Below are 23343 nucleotides of genomic sequence, written 5' to 3'. Positions count from 1 at the left end.
CAAAGGTTATGAGCATGTCTAAAGATAATATGATTGACATTAAACAATTTGAAGAAGAAACCCGATTCTCTGAAAAAACCACGCCTTATTTAAGAGAGCTGATTAAGAAAAGCGTTGCAATCAGAGATATGTACGAGTTTAACCCAGAATATGAAACCTTGCCGGCTAATCTGGATGTGGATTTATTAAATGAAAAGACCTCGACACCGGTATTCGGCACGGTAAGAAAATATGATGGTCAGCTGCTGGTATTGCTCTCTTATACCTGTGCGGCCAACTGTCGTTATTGCGAACGTCAGGATCGTGTCGGAGTAGGTCTGGACGTTGAAGGCAGACTTAAAATGTCTCAGATCGATGATATTGTAGAGTATATCGCCAATGATCCGACCATTTATGAAGTCATTGCCAGCGGGGGTGACCCTCTGACCAACCCGAAAGGATTGCAATACCTGTTTAACAAGTTGAAAGAAATCGAACATGTTAAGGTGGTGAGGATCCATACGCGTTATCCGTTACAAAACCCTGGCAAAGTACGTATGGAATTAATGGAAGAGTTGGCAAAAGCAAAACCAACGGTCTATTTAAGCCTGCATATTGATCATCCCGATGAGCTTCAGCCTGAAGTCATCGAGCTGATTCATGCATTCAGAAAAATGGGTTATGTGATGTTAACGCAGACCGTTTTCTTAAAAACCATCAACGATAATAAAGAAATACTTAAAACGCTGTTCCTGCGTTTATTCGAACTGGGTGTACGACCTTATTATATTTATCATGGTCAGGAAGTGACCTCTACGCGTCGCTTTGTTATGAGCCTGGAAGATGAAATGGCGATCATGACGCAATTACGCAATGAACTTTCCGGTCTGGCCTTCCCGCAGCATGTTATCGATATTCCCAGCGCATCCGGAAAAGTCGTTGTCCCCAGCGAACACTGGAATACCGACACCGCGACAGTGACTGATTTTTATGGCAAGACAGTAAACACTCACGACTGGTCAACGGTTATTAAGCAGGGCTCGCCGGAGAACTGTTAATATGAAAACATTTATCATTCTTCAAAATATTGTCACCTTTCGTGCTGACTGGAATAAATTAATCGACCGCGATCGGTTTTCGGTCTGTTTGCTTACCGGACATCAGGGATGGGGAAATCTGCCTGAAGATCAAAAAGTTTGCTTTGACGATATCAAAATTTGCGACCCTTTTACCGTCGACAATCTCGAGCAGGCTTGCCGCGATTTGTTCGCTGAGCGCCATATCAGCGATATGTCTGAAGTCAGCATCATCACTAATGACGAGTATTTCCTCGGCCATGCTGCCCGGTTGCGTGAAATATTGGCTATTAAGGGCGCGACATTTGCGCAAATAGAGCCATTCATCAACAAGCTGCGTATGAAAGCGGTAATGGAAGCCGGGAACATAGCTATTCCCAGAGTGCTGCCATTCTCGCCAGCAGAGTATCAGCGTGAGCCGGAAAAATATTGTCAGCAGATTGAGAAGGCCGTGGGGTATCCCGTTTTTGCCAAGCAGATTGACTCGGCGGGGAGTGAGCTGATCGCTAAAATTGAAGATCCTGCCGCGTTACGCCGCTGGTGCAGTGATAACCGTGTCGTCGCGAACTATGAGCTCGATGAGTTTATCGAAGGGCGTCTTTACCATATCGACTCGCTGATTTTTAACGGCAAAATCGAAGAGATTTATATCTGTCAATACAGCTATCCGAATGCGGAATTCATTGAGGGCAAACCTATTGGTAGTCTGCCGCTGGAAAAAAATGACCCGTTGTATCAGCAGTTTTATGAATACAATCAACGCGTATTTGATGCTCTGGGCTATGTGCCGGACGGGGCCACGCACCTCGAAGCATTCCTCACACAGGATAACCGTATCGTATTTTTAGAGATTGCAGCGCGGGCGCCGGGCGGTTGGATCCCACAAATGCATGCACTCTGCTCCGGAAGTAATATTGAAGAGCAGCATTTTCGTTCACAAATGGGGCAGTGGCAGAAACCGGTGCCACAGTCAGAAACTTATGCCGCCTGGGTGTGGTACCCCCATCGGGAAGGGGAATGTGCCGACCTGACGAAAGACATCAACATCGTAAATGAATATAAAACGGTGTGGGAAGTGAAGCAGGGTTCGCTGCTTGTTCGCCCGCAAAGTGTTCGCGACCGTATTGGCGGTGTCCTGCTTTGGGGATCCTCTTATTCGTCTCTGAAAGAAGATTATCACTGGCTGGTTGAACAATATATTCCTTATCAGCGTATGCAACAGGTCGGTAATGAGGTCACGGAATGAATACATGGGGTATGTTGAGGCTGTGGTGGCCAAGCGCAATCAGTATTAGCTTACTTAATCTGGAGTTGCCGCTTATTTCGGTCATTCTGTCCGCCTATAGTCTGCAGGCGTCCGGAGATTATGCCATAGCCTTGAGTACCTTTATGTTTGCCAATGCCTTTGTTTTTCCTTTGTGTGCAGTGGTTATCAAAATAAGGAAGAGCAGGGAGACGCTGATATTCGCCATGCTGCTGGCTGTCAGTGTCTTTGTTATATTCAATATTGCCGTCTCAATATTCAGTTCGAAGATGACGCCACATATTGTATTCATCACGCATTTCTTTTCACTCTCATTATTGGCCGTAGCCGTCAGGAGGTATTTGCAGGGATGCTGTATTTTGGAAGGAAAAACTGCACTAATGAGCCGGGCTTCTTTAGTACGGGTGCTGGTCTCGGTCATCGGGTGTTTTACCTTGACCCGATTTCAGGTTCCTGTCGATATGGCGGCCATTGTGGCGCTGGTTTGCGGAGCATACACCGAGGCGGCCCTGTTGTTCATTATGGTACGCTGGCAGGGCATTCGTTTATATGACAGCACAGGTCATCACTATGCTGCGCTGTTAGCGCCGTACGCTTCGGCTTTCCTTATGTCAGCTTCATCACTGATGAGTAATATCATCGTTGTGATCTGTTTGGGGCAAGTCGCCGAAGGAGACACTGTTTTAAGATACTGGCCGCTGACCTTCGGGATGATATGTATTTCGATAGGCTCGGTGCTTGATATCGAAAGTATTCTGCTCAAGATACTGGGCCACCAGTCGCCGGGAAAATCACTATTCACATTTCTCAGCGTTCAGTGTCTGGTTGCGCCGGTGTTGTTTATATTATTGTGTGTCATTCTGGGTAGCTTTAATTTGTTTCCGGCAGGCAGCAAAGTGTTATATATGAATGCGTATTTCTTTATCGCTATTGTTGGTGTTTCGACAATGTGGATTGTCCGCGGATATTGTCGTTCTGTCCTGATGACGAATAACCGTCTTGGTGTGATTAATTTCAGTATCTTCACTGCGCTGGTGACGCCTGTTGCAGTCTTTTACCTCTTTCACATCGCTGATTATGGCCTGATGCTTTCAGTGGGTATTTTTTCCTCTCTGATCGTAGTTGAACTGCTGTGTTATGGGGTTTATGGCCTTATACGAGGAGTAAGCCGGCCACAGTGGGTGAAAAGTTAGATAATTAAAGGATTCGCTGTTGTTGTTGTCTGTACCCGGTGAATATAAAAAATAAATATCAGTAATAAAAATGCGCCCCATTCGAGGGCCATTAATCATGTTTTAAAATTGAAGGCAAGGTGTGTAATAAAAATGACAGCCGTAACGAAGTTTATCCCCTATACCCAACGTACTATCAGTAAAGCCCCTCAATGGGAAAAGTTCACTCCCGAAATGAAACATACCGTTGAGGTGCTGAGTCAGGTATTACCTTTTCGTGTCAATCAATATATCCTCGATGAACTTATCGACTGGGATAATATCCCCGATGACCCTATTTTTCGTCTGACATTCCCGCATCGTGAAATGCTGAGGGAAAATGAATTTTCCCAGCTCAGTGATGCTCTTCGTCAGAATAAAGACGAAGCGACTTTGCAGACGATCATTAATAAGATCCGCCATCGTATGAATCCGCACCCGGCGGGTCAGCTTACACATAATGTTCCTATGCTCAACGGTGAGGCAGTGCAGGGGCTTCAGCACAAATACAAAGAGACCGTGCTATTTTTCCCTTCTGCAGGTCAAACGTGCCATGCTTATTGCACCTTTTGTTTCCGCTGGCCGCAGTTTGTGGGCATGGATGAACTTAAATTTGAGGCGCGCACTTCCGCCCTGCTGGTTGAATATCTTAAGCGTCATCCTGAAGTTTCCGATGTATTAATCACCGGCGGCGATCCAATGATTATGAATGCGCGCGCTCTGGGTGATTATATTCGTCCTCTGCTTATTCCTGAGCTTAGCCATATCAAGAATATTCGTATCGGTACAAAGTCGGTGGCTTACTGGCCGCAGCGCTATGTTACCGATAAAGACGCTGACGATGTATTACGCTTGTTCGAAGAGGTTGTGGCTGCGGGAAAAAATCTTGCCCTGATGGCACACTATAATCACCCTCAGGAGATCCAGCCTGAAATAGCCCAGACTGCGCTGAAGCGTATTATTGCCACCGGTGCTACGGTGAGAATGCAATCTCCACTTATCCGCCATATTAATGAAGATCCAAAAGGGTGGGCGACCCTGTGGACGACCGGTGTACGTCTCGGCGCTATCCCTTATTACATGTTTGTCGAGCGGGATACCGGCCCCAATGAATATTTCGGGCTTCCTCTCTTTAAGGCCTGGGAAATATTCCAGCAAGCTTATCAGTCGGTATCCGGTTTGGCGAGGACGGTGCGCGGCCCTTCAATGAGTGCCTTCCCCGGTAAAGTCATGATTGATGGGATAACAGAAATCCGCGGCGAGAAAGTCTTTGCGCTGCAATTTCTTCAGGCGCGTAACCCGGACTGGGTACGTCGGCCCTTCTTTGCCAGATATGATCCGCAGGCCTCGTGGCTGGACCATCTGCGACCTGCCTTTGGTGAGTCACATTTCTTTTTCGAAAATAAAGACAAAACCACGCCTTTCGAAGAAATGGCCAGAATCGTCACTGTATAAACTGCCCGGAATTAAAAATGATACCTGAATATGAAGTCTATGCGCTGCGCTATGCAGAGCATAAAAACCGATCGCGTAATGAAAACTTTATTTCGCACGATGAACACGATAACAGTGATATGCCGCTGGATTTTTATTGCTGGTTAATTCGCCATGAAAATACCTTGCTGATGGTGGATACCGGATTTAATCGCGAGCTGGCCGTGAAACGTGATCGACATTATTACGGTTCGCCAGAGTCGCTGTTGCAAAAGCTGGATGTTGACGCAAACCGCATTGGAAAAGTTATTGTCACGCATATGCATTATGACCATATCGGCAATCTGAAGGCCTTTCCCAATGCCACGCTGTATATGCAGGAAAAAGAGATGCATTACTGCACCGGCAGACACATGCTGCACCGCTATGTGAGAGCGCCTTATGATCCCGAAAATATTGCCAATGCGGTTTATCGTCTGCATCAAGGTAAAGTGCGCTATGTCGGCAGGCATGAGGAAATTTTACCGGGTATTCATACGCAGCTTGTGGGGGGGCACACCGCAGGGTTGCAAATTGTCACGGTAAATACAGCGCGTGGTAAAATTGTCCTGGCCAGCGATTCTGCGCATTACTGGCACCATGTCGATGCCTCAACGCCGTTTCCAATCGTGATGGACATTCCCGACATGCTGGCGGCGCATAATACCCTGAAGCAGCTTGTATCCGACCTTACCTGCATTATTCCCGGCCATGATCCCCAGGTGCGAACGTTATTCCCGCGCTTTAAGGGCGAAGAAAATATTGTACAACTCCACCTTCCGCCAGAAGGAGAGATCCGTGCGCGTTAATCATCTCGCTATTATTGGTTTTGGTCCTCGTGGCCTGAATGTCCTTGACCGTATTATCGAAAATGTCATTAACGATGCTATTCAGGATCCTATTCACCTGCATATTATTAATCCGGGAAATCCGGGGCAGGGGAGCCATCCGGCAGAACAACCTGAGCATTTATTGGTGAATACGGTCTCCTCTCAAATCACCTTGTTTGCAGGTAACAGCCAGGCATTGAAGGCCGGAGGCGAATCGTTTATTCAGTGGGCAAAAACGGCGGGTTACCGGCGTGAGAACGATACCTTTACGCAAAATGGCGTCGGGGCAGAGCTGACGGATATGGAGTATTTGCCCCGATCGCTGCTGGGTGAATACCTCACAGATTACTATCAGCGTTTGCTTAAACTTTTACCGGAAAATATCACGATTACCGAATATCGTCAGTTTGCCGTAAACCTGACTAAAGACGAACGTTTTACCGTCACTCTGCAAGACGGAAAACGTATTGCCTGTGATTTCGTTTTCCTGACCACCGGGCACGGATACCGTAAACCCACGCACAGCGATAGCCATTTTTCAGCATTTTGCGAGCGTCATCGTGATCGCAATCCGCTGCTGGCTTATCACGCTTCTCCCTATCCGGTTAAGCGGCTTGATACGCTTTCGGCAAAATGCCGGGTGCTTATTCAGGGATTCGGCCTGACGGCGCATGACACGATTTCGGCGCTGACCCTCGGGCGCGGGGGACGCTATATCAAATCCGGTGACGGGCTTGAATATATCGCCTCGGGAAGGGAGCCGGAAATAGTGCTCTCCTCACGCCAGTGTCTGCCGTTTGCGGGCAGGGGTATTAATCAGAAGGGGCTAACCGGTCGTCATACCGGGCAATTTCTGACGCCTGCGGTGGTAGAGGCGATCGCTGCCAGCAATATTGCCGAACGGAATTCAAAACAGATCGATTTCCAATCGCAGATATTGCCCCTCTTAATTAAAGAGATGGCTTATGCCTGGCAGTGCGCGCTGATGCAGACACGGCTGGATCCGGACACATTCAGCGCCGACGAACATGTTGTTGCGCAGATTGAACAGGTGCTCTGGCCGCTGCGCAACCAGACCTTTGATGACTACCCGTCCTGGTGTGCATTCTTCCTTGAGATGGTTAATCATGACCTGCAACAGGCTAAATCAGGCAATATGAACAGCCCGTTAAAGGCGGCGACCGATGTATTGCGCGATGTGCGGGAAGCCTTGCGCCGGGCGGTTGAATGGAACGGGCTGACACCAGAATCACACCGTTACTTTATCGAATCCTTTAATCCGATTATTAATCGCATCTCTTTCGGCCCTCCGCTGCGCAGAAACCAGGAGCTACTCGCCTTGTTTGCGGCCGGTGTCGTCACACTGGGTGGCGGTCCGGCGACCGGGATTGTTTGCGATGAAAGCCAGTCCCGCTTCGTACTGCGCGGCCAGTTTACCCGGCAAAATTACCAGAGCCCGGTAGACGCCATTATTATCGCCAGACTCGACGCATATTCCCCTCTGACGGATGGCAGCGAGCTTACTCGTAATCTGCTCAGGAACGGACTCATTACGCCTTATATGAATGGTGATTATCATCCGGGGGGGATGGCGGTAGACAGAGAGCTGCATCCGATTAATGCCAGCGGAGTGGCCGACGAAAATCTTTGGGCGATCGGTTTCCCCGTCGAAGGTCCACATTACTATACCCACGCCTTGCCTCGCCCACATTTGCCCTCGCGACAGTTTGAGGATGCGAATATCAGCGTGAAGAGTTGCCTGCGCCGTCTCGTCCGTCAGGAATATCCGCTCACGACACCGGTGGAGGCATCAGCATGACTGAACAGAACGTCTTACAGCCGGGAAACTTGCGTTCATTCAGTCGCTATCTGGAGGATAACCAGCGGCCTCGCGAAGAGAGCGTCATCTGGAAGCAGTCATCTATTTTGCAGGCCCTGCAAACTGAAGAATTCACGGCCCGTGGTGCACTGTTTCTTGAAAATCCCCATCGCGAGAAGCAGGGAGAAACCTTGCATGATCTGTCTGTCACCGTTCAGGTTATTCCTGCCGGCGACCGCACTACGCCACACTCTCACTCTTTCTGGCATCTGTACGTGGTGATATCCGGAAAGGGGGAGCTGGTGCTGGATAATAACTCCCCGACGCCGTTTGCCAGCGGTGACGTTATATATGTGCCGGCATGGAGTGAGCATCAGTTTATTAATCAGGAGGATGAAAATCTGGTTTTGTATGTGATCCAGAATTTGCCGGGTATGGCAAAGCAGGGAACATTATTACGAAACGATGGAGATAAAACCTACTCGCCTCATTCGAAATAAATTACTTAATTATTAAAGGTATCATCATGGCTGAAATATCTTCGTCTCCGTCGCTGAGCGCATCAAAAGTAATGACGCACATCTTCTTACCGTTTGCTTTCGGACATTGTACGTCATTTCTGTTCAGGAATATTAATGCGGTATTAGCACCCTTTTTGATTTCGGCAATGTCGCTGTCGGCCGGGCAGCTCGGCATTTTATCCAGTGCGTATTTCTTCTCATTTTCTCTGGCGCAGTTGCCTGTCGGGCTGGCGCTTGATCGTTATGGTCCGAAACGTGTGCAGCTTACTCTGCTTGGCGTGGCGGTGGCTGGGGCAGTGCTGTTTGGTATCGGGCACAGCTTCACCACCTTATTGCTGGCGAGAATACTCATCGGGCTGGGGTTGGCGGCATGTTTTATGGGCTCAATTAAAGTGCTGTCATTTTGGGTGCCGGTAGGCAAATTACCCTCGATTCATGGGTATCTTCTGGCGGCAGGCGGACTGGGCGCGATGTTGTCAACCTTGCCGGTTGCCTGGCTGGTAGGATTTATCTCCTGGCGGATGCTGTTTTTTGTGATGGCAGGCATCACGCTGATGGTGATGTTGGCCATCGCCTTGTGGGTACCGAAAGATCCTGTTGAACACAAAATGGTGAAGTGGCCGAGCCTCGCCTCATTGCTTGAGGTATATAAAAACCGGGCGTTTCGCAAAGTGATTAGTCTGTTGCTGCTCCCGCACACTGTCGCTTTTGGTTTGCAGGGACTGTGGATGGGCAAATGGTTGCAGGATGTCGGGCAGTACAGCATCGCGGAAACCTCCGTTTATCTTTTCATTGGCATGGGCGCGGTCGTGGTGGGGTCATTGTCCGTGGGAGCGGTAACACAATGGGCCGGAAAATTTAACATTAAACCGCTGGACGTGGGGGGAATCGGTATTGCGCTGTTTTTGGCCGTGCAGGTGCTTTGTGCATTAAATATCGTGCCTTTGCTTCCCGCATTGTCGATAGGCTTCACACTCATCGGCACCATCGCTGGCCTTGAATACACCATCGTCGCGCAAAATGTGTCACCGGCAATGACCGGCCGCGCGGCAACCTGTCTCAATCTGCTTATCTTGTTCGGTGCCTTTCTCACGCAAACGTTGTTCGGGGTGATCATTGGATTCTGGCCAATGGATGTCGCAGGTCATTATCCGCAAATAGCCTATCAGGCCGCGTTTGGTTTTATGATCCTCCTGCAGGCACCAGGCTTCTTCAAATGGCTCGTGGGTGTGATTAAGCGTGGCTCACTCAAGACGGCGGATGACAGCTTATGATCAGGCTCTACGGTTGCCGCACGTCGTCTGCGACGAACAGGGTACGCATTGCATTGCGTTTAAAAGACATTAGCTATCAATATGTTGAGGTCGATTTACAACAGGGGGAGCATCTTACCTCCTCTTACCGCGAACTCAATGCACAAAGAAAGCTGCCGTTGTTAATGCACAACGGTCAGATATTGACGCAGTCACTGGCCATTATCGAATACCTGAACGATATCCGTGCCGGGCACGACTTACTGCCTCGCGATCCGCTGGAGCGGGCCGCCTGCCGGAGTTTTGCCTCTCTGTTCGCGGCCGATTATCACCCGCTGATCACCCGTCGTGTGGCAGACAGACTGCGTGCGTCTGACATGACCGAAACCGATATCAGTCAGTGGAAGCTTCATTGGCTGGACGAATCCCTGCAAGTGGCAGAAGAAACCTTGTCGCAGAGAGCCGTACACCAGCCGTTTTGCTGTGGAGCTTCTCCTGTGATGGCGGATATATGTCTTTTTGCTCAGTGTGAGTCGGCGCGTAAACAGGGGATAGATCTGAGCCATCACAAGTTGCTCTTCGGCATTTATACGTTGTGTTATGAGCTTGATGCTTTCCACGAGGTTCCATAAAGAACATTGGGCGCTGCCGGGTGGCGGGTTCAGAAAAATGGGCTTCAGCGTTGAGGCCAATATCTACAATAAACAGAGAAGTCAGAAATGAATACGTTTAAAAAAACAGCAGTGGCGATGGCATTTTTACTGGCAAACGGTGCGGCGTATGCTGCACAGGCAGAGAAAATCAGCGACCCGCTGAAATGGCCCGCACAGTGTGATGAAGTCAGGTTTTCTGACAGCGACCTGAGCCTGGACAGATTGCCAGATATGGATCCGCAGAAGGCCAGCCCGGAGCAACTTGCCGCGATTAAAAAAATCAGTGCCGGACCGCGTGGTTGTATTTTCGGGCCGTTTTCAGTGTTACTGAGAAGCCCGGAATTACTCACGCGTGTTCAGATGCTGGGTGAGCACGTGCGTTTCACTTCCGAATTGCCTAACCGCATCCGTGAGTTCACCATTCTGATTGCCGGACGCGAAATGCAATCGCCCTACGAGTGGTATATCCATGAGCCGATTGCCTTACGCTCAGGGGTGACCCGTGAAACTGCCGATGCCCTGGCGGCACAGCGCAGACCTCCGCATATGACCCACGATGAAGCCATTACCTATCAGTTTGTCACCGAACTTCATAAAACTCATATGGTGCAGGATGCCACCTATGACGCATTCAAAGCGCGTTTTGGAGAGTCGGGTGTGGTTGAGCTGACCGCGCTGGACAGTTATTTCGGGCTACTTGCCCAGGAACTTAACGTCGCGCGCACGGCAGCACCGGAAAATGTACAGCTTCCTTTCAACCCACCCTGGAAATCATAAGGCTGCACGATGTCACTTACTATTACTGAAGAGTGTATCTACTGTGATATTTGCCGTCCGGCGTGCCCTAACAGCGCGATTTCCGCAGGAGATGAACTGTATGTGATTAACCCAAACCTTTGCACTGAATGTGTGGGTCATTATGATGAACCACAATGTCAGCAAGTGTGTCCGGTGGAATGTATTCCGCTGTTACCCGAACTAGCCGAAAGCAAAGAAAAACTTTGGGAGAAATATACGCTAATCACCGGGTCGGTTGTTTCCTGATATAGAAGTCCTGACAAAAAATACGCCGAGGCGCAATGCCGGCCAGTTAAGCCTGACTGACTTTTTTATCCAGTATCTGTGCTTTCCCGGTAAGAGAAATTGCCGTAAAGGAGGGAGAAATTATCACAAAGCCCGCTCAGGTTTCCCTGAGCGGGCTTTTCTAAATCTGGCTCCTCTGACTGGACTCGAACCAGTGACATACGGATTAACAGTCCGCCGTTCTACCGACTGAACTACAGAGGAATCGGTTGATGGCGCGCAGTTTACTGATTTCTGCCGCAGGCGCAATGGCCTTTTTCACCGGATGCGATCGATTGCAGAAAGCGTAATCAGTTCCCGCTCCTGCCTGGCAGCCAAAAAGCGCTGCGCTCACACAGGACTTCTCTTCATCGCCCTTGCGCCTCAGGGACGGCTGCTAAACTTACTGGCTTATCAGTAACGATTCAGCACCGATTCTCACTGGCGAGACGCTGATCAATCAGCCCCTCGCGCGCTTAAAAAGGAGAAACCGATGACAGAGCGTCCACACTATCCTCAGCAGCGACCAGCGCAAACCGGGTTTGCTGGCTCAGTAACAAGGCAGCCAAAACCTCATCACAGTGAAGAGCGTTACCAGCGCTCTGACCATTCGAAAGAGAAAACCGCCATCACGAGCGGCCGCATCAAAAGTCTCTGACAGGTGAAGGAGGAAAAATGAAAGCCTATCCATTAAAGCTGACAACACCACTCGCCACCCACATCTTCGGCGGCCAGCGTATCCGGCAGCAGCTGGGTAAAGCAGGGCTGCCGGACTCACGCGTAGCCGAAACCTGGGAGATCAGCGATGTCGACGGCATGATCGCCTCGGTCACCAACGGCGAACTGGCGGGCACCAGCCTGCGCGAGTTGATCACCCGTTACCCTGATGACATCGTCGCACCCGGCTGGCGCGGTCCGCACTTTCCGCTGCTGAGTAAATTTATCGATGGCAGCGGAATGCTGCCGGTGCATCTGCACGCCGATGATGAAGCGGCGCAGCGTCTTGAGCTGCAGCCAAACGGCAAAACCGAAGCCTGGCATATTCTGTGGGCGGCGCCGGATGCCACCTGTCTGCTGGGCGTACGCGCCGGTGTGGATCATGCCCGGCTCAAAGCGGCGCTGCTGGCGGAAGATTACGATGCGGTGATGCATCGGGTGCCGGTCAAAACTGGTGATACTTTTTACGTTCCCGGCGGGATGCTGCACAGCTTTGGTCCCGACACGCTGATCTATGAAATCGAACAGACCTCCGACATCCAGCAGCACGCCATGCCGTGGAAAATGGAAGATGGCTCGCGTCTGAGCCAGGCGGAGTGGGAACAGAACATTGATGCGCTGTTACAGGAACTGCGGCCGGAGCTGCGCTGCGAACCTCAGCCGGGACTGACGCTGAACAGTGCGGATCTGACGCGGCGGTTTTGCTGTGCCAGTCCTTATTTTGTACTGGAGCGCTGGCAGTTCAGCCAGTCACAGCGCTTCAGCTTCAACAGCGCGCGTATTCTTTCCAACCCTGGTGAGCCGCTGACGGTAGAAGCCAATGGCGTCAGTGTAGAGATGGGTCGGGCGGAATCACTGCTGTTGCCTGCCGCGCTGGATGAGGTGATTCTGCACGATGCGGGTGACCTGTTAATCGGTTATGTGCCGGATCTGGCTGATGAAGTGGTAACACCGTTGCGCCAGGCCGGTTACAGCGATCGGGCCATTGCCGCGCTGGGGGAGATTCCGGCCCTGGCAGAATAAAGCTGGCTCAGCGCAGGGCGTGTCAGGCGCGGGGCGCCGCCGCCTGGCACACCTGCTTTCCTGCATCTCCCCGTCACCGGTCAGAGGTGTCAGGAGCCGCGCCGGAATCTACAGCAACGGTTCTGAACTGAGGTCGCGATGCCGCACCATTGCGTTAAGCCTCACGTCATCAAAAACGGCCTATGGCGCGGGACACCAGCTCATTCAGGCGGAGAGAGAACAGAAATCAGCGATGAGATTGGATTACCGGTTGATAATGCGTATGATTCTCATTCTTTTGCCCGGTCACACTGGACCGGTGCGATTCATCCCTTGATGGAGTTACGCATGAAATCGTTGTTTAGTCCGCGCAAAGCCACTGTTGCTCTGGCCATCGCCGCCACCTTTGGCCTCACCGCCTGTCAGGCCCCAGCCAAAAAAGTCGATGCGCCTGCTGCTGAAGCAGCAAAACCGGTTGATACGGCGATAACGCAACGCGCTCTGGGGGACGGTCTGTATGAAATGGTCTATTCACCGGTTTCTGAAGCGCTGTTTGTTGCCAGCGCTCAGGCGTTTAAGGATGTGAATGGCGGCATGATCTATCGCCTCGATCCGGCCACGCTGGCGACCAAAGGTGAAACCCACACCGACATGAAAAACTTCGGGACCGCCATCGATCAGCAGGGCAGCGTGTTCTACACCACCAACTCACTGGATGGTGCGATCTCTAAAGTCGACGCGCAGAGTGGCAAAGTGCTGCAGCGTCTGGTCTTCCCTGGCAAAATCAGCAAAGAAGGTTATCCGGCCGGGGCGCGCGAAGTGCTGTGGCACGGTAACGAGCTCTATGTTGGTCGCGTTGCCGATCCTGGCTATATCTCGGTGGTGGATACCAAAACCTTTAAGCTGAAAACCGAGATTAAAAATGCCGGTAAATGGGTCACCGGTCTCCTCTATTCCCCGCTGACCGAACGTATTTATGCCGCCAACGGTTCCGGTGAAATCCTGGTGATCAATCCGCGCAGTCACAAAATCGAAAAACGCCTGACCGCCGGTGATGGCAAAGAGTATCTGTTCCTTAATATGGCGGAAGATCCGGCCACCGGTCGTCTGTTTGTCACGGACGATTCCAAAGCCAAAACCACGCTGGTGTTCGACGAACGCAGCGGGAAGGTGATCAAACGTATTGAAGGTGACGCGCTGGGCATTAAATTCAATGCACAGCGTAATGAGCTCTACATCAGCCAGCGCGAATCGAAAAAAGTGCTGCAGCTGGACGCCACCACCTACGCGGTGAAAAAGAGCTGGGCGTTTGATAAAAGTCCTAACAGCCTGCTGATTGGCCCGGACAACAACACGCTCTATGTCACCCTGAAGGCGGAGTTTAACAAGGACTCATCGACTAAGGGCACGGACGAAATCGTGCGGATTGCACTGAAGTAATCACGCGCTAAAAGCGTCACTCTGTATTGGCAGGGAAGCGACGCGAACAAAATGAAAGCCCGCTCCGGGAAGCCTGAGCGGGTTTTCTTATTGATAACAACGCCTCACATCATCTCACCCGATAACAAATCTGGTACAGCTCGCAAATCGATGAAGGTTGTATGGATTCATCACTGACCCGACTGAACGCCTCTCTCACTTTGCACTAAAGGCACAGGCATCTGAAATCCCCCTGCATCACACTCGATTATCGCTTCACACCTATATAGTATTTGACCTATATTAATAGGGAGATCCCGTGTGGATGATTAAAACGACGGAGAGATTTGATCGCTGGTTTACCTTGCTTAATGAGAGCGATCGCGCCTGTGTACTGGCAGGATTAATGGTGTTGCGCGAAAAGGGGCCGGGGTTATCCAGGCCATATGCCGATACGCTAAAGGGCTCTGTTTATATCAACATGAAAGAGCTGCGTATTCAGAGTCGCGGCGAGCCGATAAGGGCTTTCTTTGCTTTTGACCCGAACCGCACGGCGATTGTGCTTTGTGCCGGAAATAAGGTGGGCAATGAAAAGCGTTTTTATCGGGAGATGATTCCGGTTGCCGATCGGGAATTTACACACTGGCTGAATGGCTTTAAAGATGAGGAGTAACCAGATGGGTAGAACGCTTGAACAGCTTATTGCGGATGAAAAACCGGAAGTCGTTGCCGACGCACAGGCGATGGCGACGGATATCCTGCTCAACATTCACCTTGCCGAACTGCGCGAGAAAGTCCAGAAAACACAGGTCGAAATGGCAAAGGCGCTGGGTATTACACAGCCTACCGTGGCGGGCATGGAGAAGCCGGGCCGCGACCTGAAGCTTTCCACGCTCAAGCGCTATATCGATGCGGCAGGGGGTAAGCTGCGGCTGGTGGTGGAACTGCCGGACGGCTCTCACTTCGGGTTTGAGGTGTAAACCATTCAGGCGGGGATGCCATGCCGCCGTGACCAAAAACGTAAAAAGCCCGCTCAGGTTTCCCTGAGCGGGCTTTTCTAATTCTGGCTCCTCTGACTGGACTCGAACCAGTGACATACGGATTAACAGTCCGCCGTTCTACCGACTGAACTACAGAGGAATTGCTGGAACGGGGCGAATATTAGCGGCGTGGGTTCAGCTTGTCAAAGCCCTCTTTGATGAATTGCGTTCAGATGCTCGTAAAAGCAGCGGATCGGCGTTTTTTTAGGGTTTTCGGTGACTTTTCAAACTGCCAACAGGATCTCAATTTAAGGGCATTTCCTGACAGATGTTAGATGCATGTCAAAGTTTTGTTATTTGGCGATGTTAAAACAATCATTTCAGTGCTTTTATGATAAAAATTTCAAAACGTGATTATATGGAATAAATAAACTGCTTATCATCACGGACGCAACTGTTGTGAAAAAGTAAAACAACATTTTGAAATTAACTGTTTGTGAATCAAGTGATTGTGAAAAGGAGTGGTCGGTCACAAAAATAGCCAGAACCGGAAGTCTTACCTCAAATTTAACGAAACAGACGCCAGCCCGGTTGGATGAATGTAAAAGATATTTTTCATTCGCAGTGTCAGCCACTGAGCAAGTTAACAAATAAGAAGGGTCCCTATGAACATTAAAAGAACGATTGTCGCCTCACTGTTAGCCTGCATGTTGCCTGCCGCCGTCATGGCAAAAGATCTCTCTGTCGGTGTCTCTATGGCACTGTTTGATGACAACTTTCTGACCATTCTCCGCACCTCAATGCAGAAAGAGATGCAGAAAGATGGCGTCAAAGGCCAGATCGAAGATGCAAAAGGTGACGTTTCACAGCAGCTGCAACAGGTTCAGACCTTTATCGGTCAGGGCGTCGACGCCATCATCGTCAACCCGGTCGATACCAACGCGGTGAAACCGATTATGGATCAGGCAACCAAAGCCGGCATCCCACTGATCTTCGTTAACCGTCGTCCACAGGCTGAGCTGACAGACAAAATGGCTTATGTCGGTTCCGATTCCGAGCTGGCTGGCCGCTTACAGATGGAAGCCCTCGCTAAAGCGATGAACGGCAAAGGCAACGTCGCCATTCTGATGGGCGATCTGGCCAATGAAGCGACCCGTGACCGTACCAAAGGGGTTGAAGAGGTTGCCGAGAAATTCCCGGGTATCAAAATTGTGCAGAAGCAGACCGCAAAATTCATGCGTAACGACGCGGTGGATGTGGTCAGCAACTGGATGACCGCCGGTAATGAAATTAATGCTATCGCCTCTAACAACGACGAAATGGCGATCGGTGCCTTACAGGCGCTGGGCAAAAATCCGGACAAGATTCTGATTGCTGGCGTTGATGGCACGCCCGATGCGTTGCAGATGCTGAAGCAGGGCAAAATGATCGCGACCGTCTTCCAGGATGCGCAGGGCCAGGGTGAAGGTGCGGTACAGACCGCGGTGAAGCTGGCGAAAGGCGAGAAGGTTCAGAAGATTATCAATATCCCTTACCAGTTGATCACCAAAGAAAACATGGAACAGTTTACCCAGCGTAACCTGAAATAATCGTTCCCGACCCAGCTGTACGGAGGTGATGTATGACCGCTTTTGCGCTTGAAGCCGAAGGCATCAGCAAGTTCTTCCCCGGCGTGAAAGCACTCGACAACGTCTCGTTGCGGGTGCGTCCGGGAACGGTACATGCCTTGATGGGCGAAAATGGCGCGGGCAAATCCACTTTAATGAAGTGCCTTATCGGGATGTATCGTCCCGATAAGGGCACCATTCGCATTAAAGGGGAGCCGGTGCAGTTTCAGGACACTATGGACGCGTTGCGTTCCGGTATTTCGATGATCCACCAGGAGCTGAACCTGGTGCCGTACATGACGGTAGCGGAGAATATCTGGCTGGGCCGCGAACCGATGAAGTTTGGCTTTGTCGATCATGCCCGACTGAATCAGCTGACCCAGACGCTACTCAACCGGCTCAACATCCGGTTAAAAGCGGAAAGCATGGTTGGCGATCTCAGTATCGCCTCGCAGCAGATGGTGGAAATTGCCAAAGCGGTCTCCTGGGATTCAGACATCGTGATTATGGATGAGCCCACCTCCGCGTTAACCGAAACCGAAGTCGCGCATCTGTTTACCATCATTCGTGACCTGCGGGAGCAGGGCAAAGCCATCATCTATATCAGTCACAAGATGGATGAAATTTTCACCATCACCGACGAAGTGAGTATTTTCCGCGACGGCAGCTGGATTGGCAGCGACCAGACGGCGAAATATACCCGCCAGTCATTAATCACCCAGATGGTGGGGCGCGAACTGACCCAGCTGTTCCCGAAATTCAACAATGCCATTGGTGAAGAGGTGCTGACGGTTCGCAACCTGAGCTGCAAAGACCGCTTCACCGACATCAACTTCAGCGTTCGCCGTGGCGAGATCCTTGGCGTGGCCGGGCTGGTGGGCGCGGGCCGCAGCGAGGTGATGGAAAGCCTGTTCGGTATGGAAAGTTTCGACAGCGGTGAGATTCTGATTGATGGCGTACCGGTCAATATCGACTCGCCCTCCACCGCGATTGAAAAAGGGATGGCGTTTCTCACCGAGGATCGCAAAAAGTCCGGGCTGTTTCTGGTGCTGTCGGTGATGGAGAACATGAGCATCGTCAACATGCCGGAGTACAGCGGAAAAAGTGGTTTTGTCAGCCATGTGAAGATGGCGCAGGACTGTATGGATCAAATCCGGCGACTCAATATCAAAACGCCGACCATGGATCAGATCATCAACAACCTCAGCGGCGGCAACCAGCAAAAAGTCCTGATTGCCCGCTGGCTGCTGGCGCAACCCAAGATCCTGATTCTGGATGAACCGACGCGCGGTATCGACGTCGGGGCTAAAGCGGAGATCTACCGCTTAATCAGTGAACTCGCCAACCGTGGCGTGGCCATCATTATGGTGTCGTCTGAATTGCCGGAAATTCTCGGCATGAGCGACCGGGTGATGGTGATGCACGGCGGGCGTATAACCGGCATCCTCGATAAAGAAGAGGCCGATCAGGAAACCATTTTGTCGTTGGCATCCGAGTGAGGCGCGAGACAACTATGAGCAATATGAAAGCCACTGCCACCCCGGCAGCACCGCAGCAACCCTCTTTTTTCGCCAGTCTGCGTCACAAATTGCCGAAAGATACCGGCATTTTTGTGGTGATGGTGGGGATTGCGTTAATTTTTGAAATGTTCGGCTGGTACGTGCGTGACCAGTCTTTTCTGCTCAACACCAACCGCCTGATCCTGATTGTTCTGCAGGTGGCGATCATCGGGATTATTGCGGTCGGCGTCACCCAGGTGATCATTACCACCGGTATCGACCTTTCCTCCGGGTCGGTCATCGCCCTGACGGCCGTAGTTGCCGCCAGTCTGGCGCAAACCTCGGATAGCCTGTCGCCGATGTATCCGTCGCTGGTGAATATGCCGGCAGCGATCCCGATTGCCGCCGGTATCGGCGTCGGCTTACTGTGCGGCGTGGTGAATGGCGTGTTGATCACCCGCACCGGTATCCCGCCATTTATTGCCACGCTCGGCATGATGGTGTCGGCGCGTGGTCTGGCACAGTATTACACCCAGGGTAACCCGATCAGCTTCCTTTCCGATGGCTTTACCTCTATCGGTCAGGGTGCGATGCCGGTGGTGATTTTCCTGGTGGTGGCGCTGCTGTTCCATATCGCGCTGAAGCATACCCGCTACGGTAAATATGTTTACGCCATCGGCGGCAACATGACTTCCGCCAAAGTCTCCGGCATTAACGTTAATAAATACCTGATCATCGTCTATTCCATCGCCGGCGCACTTTCGGGCCTGGCGGGCGTGGTGCTGGCCGCCCGTGTCAGTAGCGGACAGTCGAGCATGGGGATGTCCTACGAACTGGATGCGATTGCCGCAGCCGTAATCGGTGGCAGCAGCCTGATGGGCGGTGTTGGTCGCATTACCGGTACGCTGATCGGTGCCGTGATCCTCGGCCTGATTAAGAGCGGATTCACCTTCGTGGGTGTCGATGCTTATATTCAGGACATCATTAAAGGGATCATTATTGTTGCTGCGGTTTCGATTGATATGCATCGCAACCGTAAAAAACGCTGATTCACTCCCGGCGTTGCGCCGCCGGAACGCGGGCGCATGCCTTGCCCTCTCTGCTGCCTGGCAGAGAGGGCAAGGTTCATCCTAATCCTGCCGAATTGCCGCCAGATTCCCGCTAAAGATAAGAAATCCCACTGATAGCGTTTACACTTCTTTCTGCATCCGCGACGCCTGAAGCCAGACTCTCTGCGCGTTTTCAGGCTGCCGCTGCACTAAAACAGTCTGCCGGTCATCACTTTTATGCACATCTGACTCGCAGCGCCTGCACTATCCCGGTGCGCCTGGTCCGCTTTACGCTTCCGTGCGGCTATCGCCGCTGCTTATTAACTCTTATGAGGTAATCAGAAACGCTTATTTTCCGGCGCGTTAGGAAAATTCTGGTTAGAGCAACGGCTGTGCTGACTAAACCTGGCCTGCATCTTGCAATTTCCTTAGCAACAAGGCGATTGGCTCAGACCAATTTCGCTATTCGGGGTTAGTGACGGAGGCAAGATGAATTTAAGACGACTGAAGTACTTTGTTAAAATCGTCGATATCGGCAGTCTGACTCAGGCGGCAGAAGTGCTGCACATCGCCCAGCCGGCGCTCAGCCAGCAGGTGGCGACGCTGGAGAACGAGCTGGATCAGCAACTGTTGATCCGCACCAAGCGCGGCGTAACGCCGACCGAAGCCGGTAAGATTCTCTACGCCCACGCGCGTACTATTCTGCGTCAGTGTGAGCAGGCACAAACCGCGGTAATCAATGCCGGTCAGGTGCTGAGTGGCCAGGTATCGATCGGCCTCGCACCGGGTACCGCCGCATCCTCGCTGACCATGCCGCTGTTGCAGACGGTACGCGATCAGTTCCCGGAAGTGCTGGTTTACCTGCATGAAAACAGCGGCAGTTCGCTGAATGAAAAAGTGATGAACGGTCAGCTGGATATGGCGGTGCTGTACGACCGTGCGCCCACCGCCGGAATTACCAGTATGCCGCTGATGAAAGAGGAGCTCTATCTGGTCGGGGCTACCGACTGCCCGGGTGCCAGCGTCGATCTGGCTGATGTGGCGCAGATGAGTCTGTTCCTGCCGCGCGACTACAGTGCAGTGCGCAAACGTGTCGATGAGGCATTTTCATTGCGTCGCCTGAGTGCGCGGATCATCGGTGAAATCGAGTCGATCTCCACGCTGACAGCAGCGATCTCCAGTGGTATGGGCGTCACCGTGCTGCCGGAATCCGCCGCACGTTCGCTGGTCGGCTCGACCCATGCCTGGATGGCGCGCATCAACAGCCCGTCACTGAGTCTGCCGCTATCACTGAACATCTCCGCCCGCTTACCGTTGTCGCCTTCGGCGCAGGCAGTGAAATTATTCTGCTGTCGCTGCTGAATAAGCCGATGAGCGAAGAGAGGGAGTTGATGTTAGTGAGTTAAGGGGCAGGGCTCTGTTGGGGTTTGCCTGGCGGCGGGCTGGGGTCAGGTTACGCTAGCGGCGGGCTGACACTGAGTAAGGTTTCGATGGCAGCGGGCTGACACTGAGTAAGGTTTCGATGGCAGCGGGCTGACACTGAGTAAGGTTCCGCCTGGCAGCGGGCTGGCACAGAGTAAGGTTTCGCATGGCAGCGGGCTGGCATAGAGTAAGGTTTCGCCCGCCAGGCGATGCGGAGTTTCAGTTTGCCCGAGCGGGCGGACGCGTCAAGGGGCGGACGCCCGCCCCTTAACAATCCCGGCGTCCGGCTGCCTACGCTGCGCGCGGTGCCTTCGTCATTCCCTGCGGCCGACGGACCGTCCGGACTCGCCGTCCCTGGCGAGGCCGTCCTTTCGCCGACGTCCTGTCGGCTCTTCCTGGCCTTCGCTCACTCCTCAGCGCTTCGGACGCCTCTCACAACCCCCCGCCTGCAAACCCGCTATTTTGTTTTATGGCCTGATATTGTCTGCCTGCTGATGGTTTGAGCCTGATAGTCAGGCGCGCTTCGCACTGCTGCATCCTGCGCAGCATCTGCATGACAGCGGATTCTCAGGTTGCTGTCTGTCCTGATGTCGTCTGATTATTGACGGCCCTGAAAAAAACCAGCAGCACCGACAGTCATTGTGCTCATACATACAGCGGCGAAGAACTCACCAGGAAATACAGAAATAACAGCGAGGGGTGGGAGGCCGTCTGAAGCGCTGAGCGGATGAGGGATTTCAGGACGAGCGACAGGGATGTCGCGAAGAGGCGGGGCCGCGCCAGGGATGGCGCGTCCCGGCCGGTCCGTAAGAAATCCGGAAGAAGCGAAGGGACCGCGAAGCGGCGGTGAAGCAGGCCGGAGCCCGGGGTCAAGGGGGCGCGGCGACTGGCGCCCCCTTGTCGGTCGCCGGCAGCGGCGAAGCTGAAACTGCCGCAGCCATCCGGCGAACGAAACCTTCTCAGAGCCCGTTCGCGCAGCGAACCCCACCAGCCATCCGGCGAACGAAACCTTCTCAGTGCCCGTTCGCGCAGCGAACCCCACCAGCCACCCGGCGAACGAAACCTTCTCAGAGCCCGTTCGCGCAGCGAACCCCACCAGCCAGCCGGCGAACGAAACCTGCTCATAGCCCGTTCGCGCAGCGAACCCCACCAGCCATCCGGCGAACGAAACCTTCTCAGAGCCCGTTCGCGCAGCGAACCCCACCAGCCGGTCGGCGGAACGAACCCCGCTCCCAGCCCGTTCGCGCAGCGAACCCTCACCCAGCCGGTCGGCGGAACGAAACCCCCTTAGCCCCGTTCGCGCAGCGACCCCCCCAACCCTCATTCCCACCCCGTTATTCCCTAAAGTCATATAAGTAAATTTTTTAGTATTTCCTGTTATCAATAATAGTTCTTACCATCAATTCATCAGATTACGTAAAGGGAGGTAAATACCGTGAATTTCCAGCAACTTAAAATCATCCGCGAGGCGGCCCGCTGTGAATTTAATTTAACGGAAGTCGCCAATACGCTATTTACGTCCCAGTCGGGTGTGAGCAGACATATTCGTGACCTCGAAGATGAACTGGGTGTGGAGATCTTTATCCGCCGCGGCAAACGCCTGTTAGGCATGACCGAACCGGGAAAAGCCTTGCTGACTATCGCTGAGCGCATCCTCGATGAAGCCGGAAAAGTGCGGCGGCTGGCCGATGTCTTTACCAATGAAACCAGCGGTATCCTGACGATTGCCACCACCCATACCCAGGCGCGCTACAGCCTGCCGAAGATCATTAAAGCCTTCCGTCAGCTCTATCCCAATGTCCGGCTGGAACTGAATCAGGGATCGCCGCAGGAAATCGTCAGTATGCTGCTGGCGGGCGAGGCGGATATCGGTATTGCCAGTGAAATGCTGGTCAATAACAGCAGCCTGGCGGCCTTCCCCTGGTTCAGCTGGCATCACGCTCTGCTGGTGCCGAAAGAGCATGAGCTGGTGCAGAATCAGCCGGTATCGCTCAGCACCCTCAGCCGCTATCCGCTGATCACCTATCGGCAGGGCATAACCGGCCGGTCACGCGTCGACCGGGCGTTTCAGGCCGCCGGGCTGAAACCGGATATTGTTCTCAGTGCGCAGGACTCCGACGTGGTGAAAACCTACGTCAAACTCGGTCTGGGGGTTGGAGTACTGGCCGATCAGGCGTGCGAAACTGAAGAGAACGATGACCTGGTCCGCGTTGAGGCGACGCATCTGTTTGATGCCAGCACCGTCTGGCTGGGTCTCAAACGTGGTCAGCTGCAGCGTAACTATGTCTGGCAATTCCTCGAATTGTGCAACGCGAACCTGTCGCTGGAGGAGATTAAACGCCAGGCGCTCTCCTACGGTAATGAAGATGAGCCGGTAATCGACTTCCAGATTTAACGCTGAGGCGCATCCATTTGGGTGCGCTTCTCACTGCACGGCATAAAATTTCTTTTCACGGCCAAAAATTCCTTTCCGGTACTTTCTGCTCTCCGACAACAACATCCTGCGC

General features: G+C 52.4%; 19 protein-coding genes, 2 tRNA genes and 1 pseudogene. 20 read left to right on the top strand and 2 right to left on the bottom strand.

Translation table 11 applies throughout. The features are described 5' to 3' along the window. Positions 1 to 14 precede the first annotated feature (14 nt). From ACX3P5_RS11330 to ACX3P5_RS11280, 11 genes are all read left to right on the top strand, one after another. Positions 15 to 1037, top strand: a complete 1023-nt coding sequence (locus ACX3P5_RS11330; protein ID WP_458968714.1) for a KamA family radical SAM protein — start codon at positions 15 to 17, stop codon at positions 1035 to 1037. A 1-nt stretch (position 1038) separates the two neighbouring features. Beyond that, positions 1039 to 2301, top strand: coding sequence for an ATP-grasp domain-containing protein (locus ACX3P5_RS11325; RefSeq protein WP_336755555.1), 1263 nt, complete (start codon positions 1039 to 1041; stop codon positions 2299 to 2301). Further along, positions 2298 to 3512 (top strand): hypothetical protein, encoded by a 1215-nt coding sequence (locus tag ACX3P5_RS11320; RefSeq protein WP_458968713.1) that lies wholly within the window; start codon positions 2298 to 2300, stop codon positions 3510 to 3512. Before ACX3P5_RS11325 ends, ACX3P5_RS11320 begins: the two co-directional genes overlap by 4 nt. Before the next feature lie 132 nt (positions 3513 to 3644). Continuing rightward, complete coding sequence (locus tag ACX3P5_RS11315; RefSeq protein ID WP_233987731.1) at positions 3645 to 4985, top strand: KamA family radical SAM protein; 1341 nt, start codon at positions 3645 to 3647, stop codon at positions 4983 to 4985. A 17-nt stretch (positions 4986 to 5002) separates the two neighbouring features. Further along, complete coding sequence (locus tag ACX3P5_RS11310; protein ID WP_458968712.1) at positions 5003 to 5812, top strand: N-acyl homoserine lactonase family protein; 810 nt, start codon at positions 5003 to 5005, stop codon at positions 5810 to 5812. After that, a complete protein-coding gene (locus ACX3P5_RS11305; RefSeq protein WP_458968711.1) occupies positions 5802 to 7652 on the top strand; it encodes an FAD/NAD(P)-binding protein in 1851 nt (616 codons plus the stop codon). Before ACX3P5_RS11310 ends, ACX3P5_RS11305 begins: the two co-directional genes overlap by 11 nt. Then, the gene (locus ACX3P5_RS11300) at positions 7649 to 8152 is read left to right on the top strand and encodes a cupin domain-containing protein (RefSeq protein ID WP_336755550.1); all 504 of its coding nucleotides are present in this window, start codon (positions 7649 to 7651) and stop codon (positions 8150 to 8152) included. The genes ACX3P5_RS11305 and ACX3P5_RS11300 overlap by 4 nt, the downstream gene beginning before the upstream one ends. A gap of 26 nt (positions 8153 to 8178) precedes the next feature. Beyond that, the gene (locus tag ACX3P5_RS11295) at positions 8179 to 9447 is read left to right on the top strand and encodes an MFS transporter (protein WP_233987735.1); all 1269 of its coding nucleotides are present in this window, start codon (positions 8179 to 8181) and stop codon (positions 9445 to 9447) included. Then, complete coding sequence (maiA, locus tag ACX3P5_RS11290) at positions 9444 to 10058, top strand: maleylacetoacetate isomerase (protein WP_458968710.1); 615 nt, start codon at positions 9444 to 9446, stop codon at positions 10056 to 10058. Before ACX3P5_RS11295 ends, maiA begins: the two co-directional genes overlap by 4 nt. 87 nt (positions 10059 to 10145) lie before the next feature. Continuing rightward, on the top strand, positions 10146 to 10856 hold the full coding sequence (locus ACX3P5_RS11285) for a carboxymuconolactone decarboxylase family protein (RefSeq protein WP_458968709.1): 711 nt from the start codon (positions 10146 to 10148) through the stop codon (positions 10854 to 10856). A gap of 9 nt (positions 10857 to 10865) precedes the next feature. Further along, entirely contained in the window at positions 10866 to 11123 is a 258-nt protein-coding gene (locus tag ACX3P5_RS11280) for a YfhL family 4Fe-4S dicluster ferredoxin (protein WP_233987738.1), read from the top strand. 167 nt (positions 11124 to 11290) lie between these two features. Here ACX3P5_RS11280 and ACX3P5_RS11275 read toward each other — a convergent pair. Further along, positions 11291 to 11366 (bottom strand) — tRNA-Asn (locus ACX3P5_RS11275). Positions 11367 to 11816: 450 nt separating this feature from the next. On the opposite strand from ACX3P5_RS11275, the gene ACX3P5_RS11270 reads away from it, so the two are divergent. From ACX3P5_RS11270 to ACX3P5_RS11255, 4 genes are all read left to right on the top strand, one after another. Continuing rightward, positions 11817 to 12881: a class I mannose-6-phosphate isomerase gene (locus ACX3P5_RS11270; protein ID WP_458968708.1), complete on the top strand. Its 1065-nt coding sequence runs from the start codon at positions 11817 to 11819 to the stop codon at positions 12879 to 12881. Between the two features lie 327 nt (positions 12882 to 13208). Then, entirely contained in the window at positions 13209 to 14300 is a 1092-nt protein-coding gene (locus ACX3P5_RS11265; protein ID WP_336755548.1) for a YncE family protein, read from the top strand. Between the two features lie 298 nt (positions 14301 to 14598). Continuing rightward, complete coding sequence (locus ACX3P5_RS11260; RefSeq protein WP_458968707.1) at positions 14599 to 14952, top strand: type II toxin-antitoxin system RelE/ParE family toxin; 354 nt, start codon at positions 14599 to 14601, stop codon at positions 14950 to 14952. Positions 14953 to 14956: 4 nt separating this feature from the next. Then, the gene (locus ACX3P5_RS11255; RefSeq protein ID WP_233987742.1) at positions 14957 to 15259 is read left to right on the top strand and encodes a helix-turn-helix domain-containing protein; all 303 of its coding nucleotides are present in this window, start codon (positions 14957 to 14959) and stop codon (positions 15257 to 15259) included. An 84-nt stretch (positions 15260 to 15343) separates the two neighbouring features. On the opposite strand, the gene ACX3P5_RS11250 is transcribed toward ACX3P5_RS11255, so the two are convergent. Continuing rightward, a tRNA-Asn gene (locus ACX3P5_RS11250) sits at positions 15344 to 15419 on the bottom strand. 505 nt (positions 15420 to 15924) lie between these two features. Between ACX3P5_RS11250 and ACX3P5_RS11245 the strand changes: the two genes are divergently transcribed. From ACX3P5_RS11245 to cbl, 5 genes and pseudogenes are all read left to right on the top strand, one after another. Then, the gene (locus ACX3P5_RS11245; RefSeq protein ID WP_458968706.1) at positions 15925 to 16848 is read left to right on the top strand and encodes a sugar ABC transporter substrate-binding protein; all 924 of its coding nucleotides are present in this window, start codon (positions 15925 to 15927) and stop codon (positions 16846 to 16848) included. A gap of 32 nt (positions 16849 to 16880) precedes the next feature. Next, positions 16881 to 18365: a sugar ABC transporter ATP-binding protein gene (locus tag ACX3P5_RS11240; protein WP_336755546.1), complete on the top strand. Its 1485-nt coding sequence runs from the start codon at positions 16881 to 16883 to the stop codon at positions 18363 to 18365. 23 nt (positions 18366 to 18388) lie between these two features. Further along, positions 18389 to 19414 carry an ABC transporter permease gene (locus tag ACX3P5_RS11235; protein ID WP_233988156.1) on the top strand — a complete coding sequence of 342 codons (1026 nt, stop codon included), beginning with the start codon at positions 18389 to 18391 and terminating at the stop codon, positions 19412 to 19414. Positions 19415 to 19903: 489 nt separating this feature from the next. Further along, positions 19904 to 20820 (top strand): annotated as a pseudogene (nac, locus tag ACX3P5_RS11230) (nitrogen assimilation transcriptional regulator NAC). A 1451-nt stretch (positions 20821 to 22271) separates the two neighbouring features. Then, entirely contained in the window at positions 22272 to 23231 is a 960-nt protein-coding gene (gene cbl / locus ACX3P5_RS11225) for an HTH-type transcriptional regulator Cbl (RefSeq protein WP_233987746.1), read from the top strand. Positions 23232 to 23343: the final 112 nt, after the last annotated feature.

The sequence above is a fragment of the Pantoea sp. S-LA4 genome, assembly GCF_054482835.1.
Note: the sequence above shows the minus strand (reverse complement) of the source record. Positions and strands in the feature narration are given on the sequence as shown.

Coding starts and splice junctions, on each gene's coding strand:
- ACX3P5_RS11285 (WP_458968709.1), top strand. CDS start 10,146: ATGAATACGTTTAAAAAAACAGCAGTGGCGATGGCATTTTTACTGGCA.
- ACX3P5_RS11310 (WP_458968712.1), top strand. CDS start 5,003: ATGATACCTGAATATGAAGTCTATGCGCTGCGCTATGCAGAGCATAAA.
- ACX3P5_RS11245 (WP_458968706.1), top strand. CDS start 15,925: ATGAACATTAAAAGAACGATTGTCGCCTCACTGTTAGCCTGCATGTTG.
- ACX3P5_RS11265 (WP_336755548.1), top strand. CDS start 13,209: ATGAAATCGTTGTTTAGTCCGCGCAAAGCCACTGTTGCTCTGGCCATC.
- ACX3P5_RS11330 (WP_458968714.1), top strand. CDS start 15: ATGTCTAAAGATAATATGATTGACATTAAACAATTTGAAGAAGAAACC.
- ACX3P5_RS11295 (WP_233987735.1), top strand. CDS start 8,179: ATGGCTGAAATATCTTCGTCTCCGTCGCTGAGCGCATCAAAAGTAATG.
- ACX3P5_RS11300 (WP_336755550.1), top strand. CDS start 7,649: ATGACTGAACAGAACGTCTTACAGCCGGGAAACTTGCGTTCATTCAGT.
- ACX3P5_RS11240 (WP_336755546.1), top strand. CDS start 16,881: ATGACCGCTTTTGCGCTTGAAGCCGAAGGCATCAGCAAGTTCTTCCCC.
- ACX3P5_RS11325 (WP_336755555.1), top strand. CDS start 1,039: ATGAAAACATTTATCATTCTTCAAAATATTGTCACCTTTCGTGCTGAC.
- ACX3P5_RS11255 (WP_233987742.1), top strand. CDS start 14,957: ATGGGTAGAACGCTTGAACAGCTTATTGCGGATGAAAAACCGGAAGTC.
- ACX3P5_RS11280 (WP_233987738.1), top strand. CDS start 10,866: ATGTCACTTACTATTACTGAAGAGTGTATCTACTGTGATATTTGCCGT.
- ACX3P5_RS11320 (WP_458968713.1), top strand. CDS start 2,298: ATGAATACATGGGGTATGTTGAGGCTGTGGTGGCCAAGCGCAATCAGT.
- maiA (WP_458968710.1), top strand. CDS start 9,444: ATGATCAGGCTCTACGGTTGCCGCACGTCGTCTGCGACGAACAGGGTA.
- ACX3P5_RS11235 (WP_233988156.1), top strand. CDS start 18,389: ATGAAAGCCACTGCCACCCCGGCAGCACCGCAGCAACCCTCTTTTTTC.
- ACX3P5_RS11315 (WP_233987731.1), top strand. CDS start 3,645: ATGACAGCCGTAACGAAGTTTATCCCCTATACCCAACGTACTATCAGT.
- ACX3P5_RS11270 (WP_458968708.1), top strand. CDS start 11,817: ATGAAAGCCTATCCATTAAAGCTGACAACACCACTCGCCACCCACATC.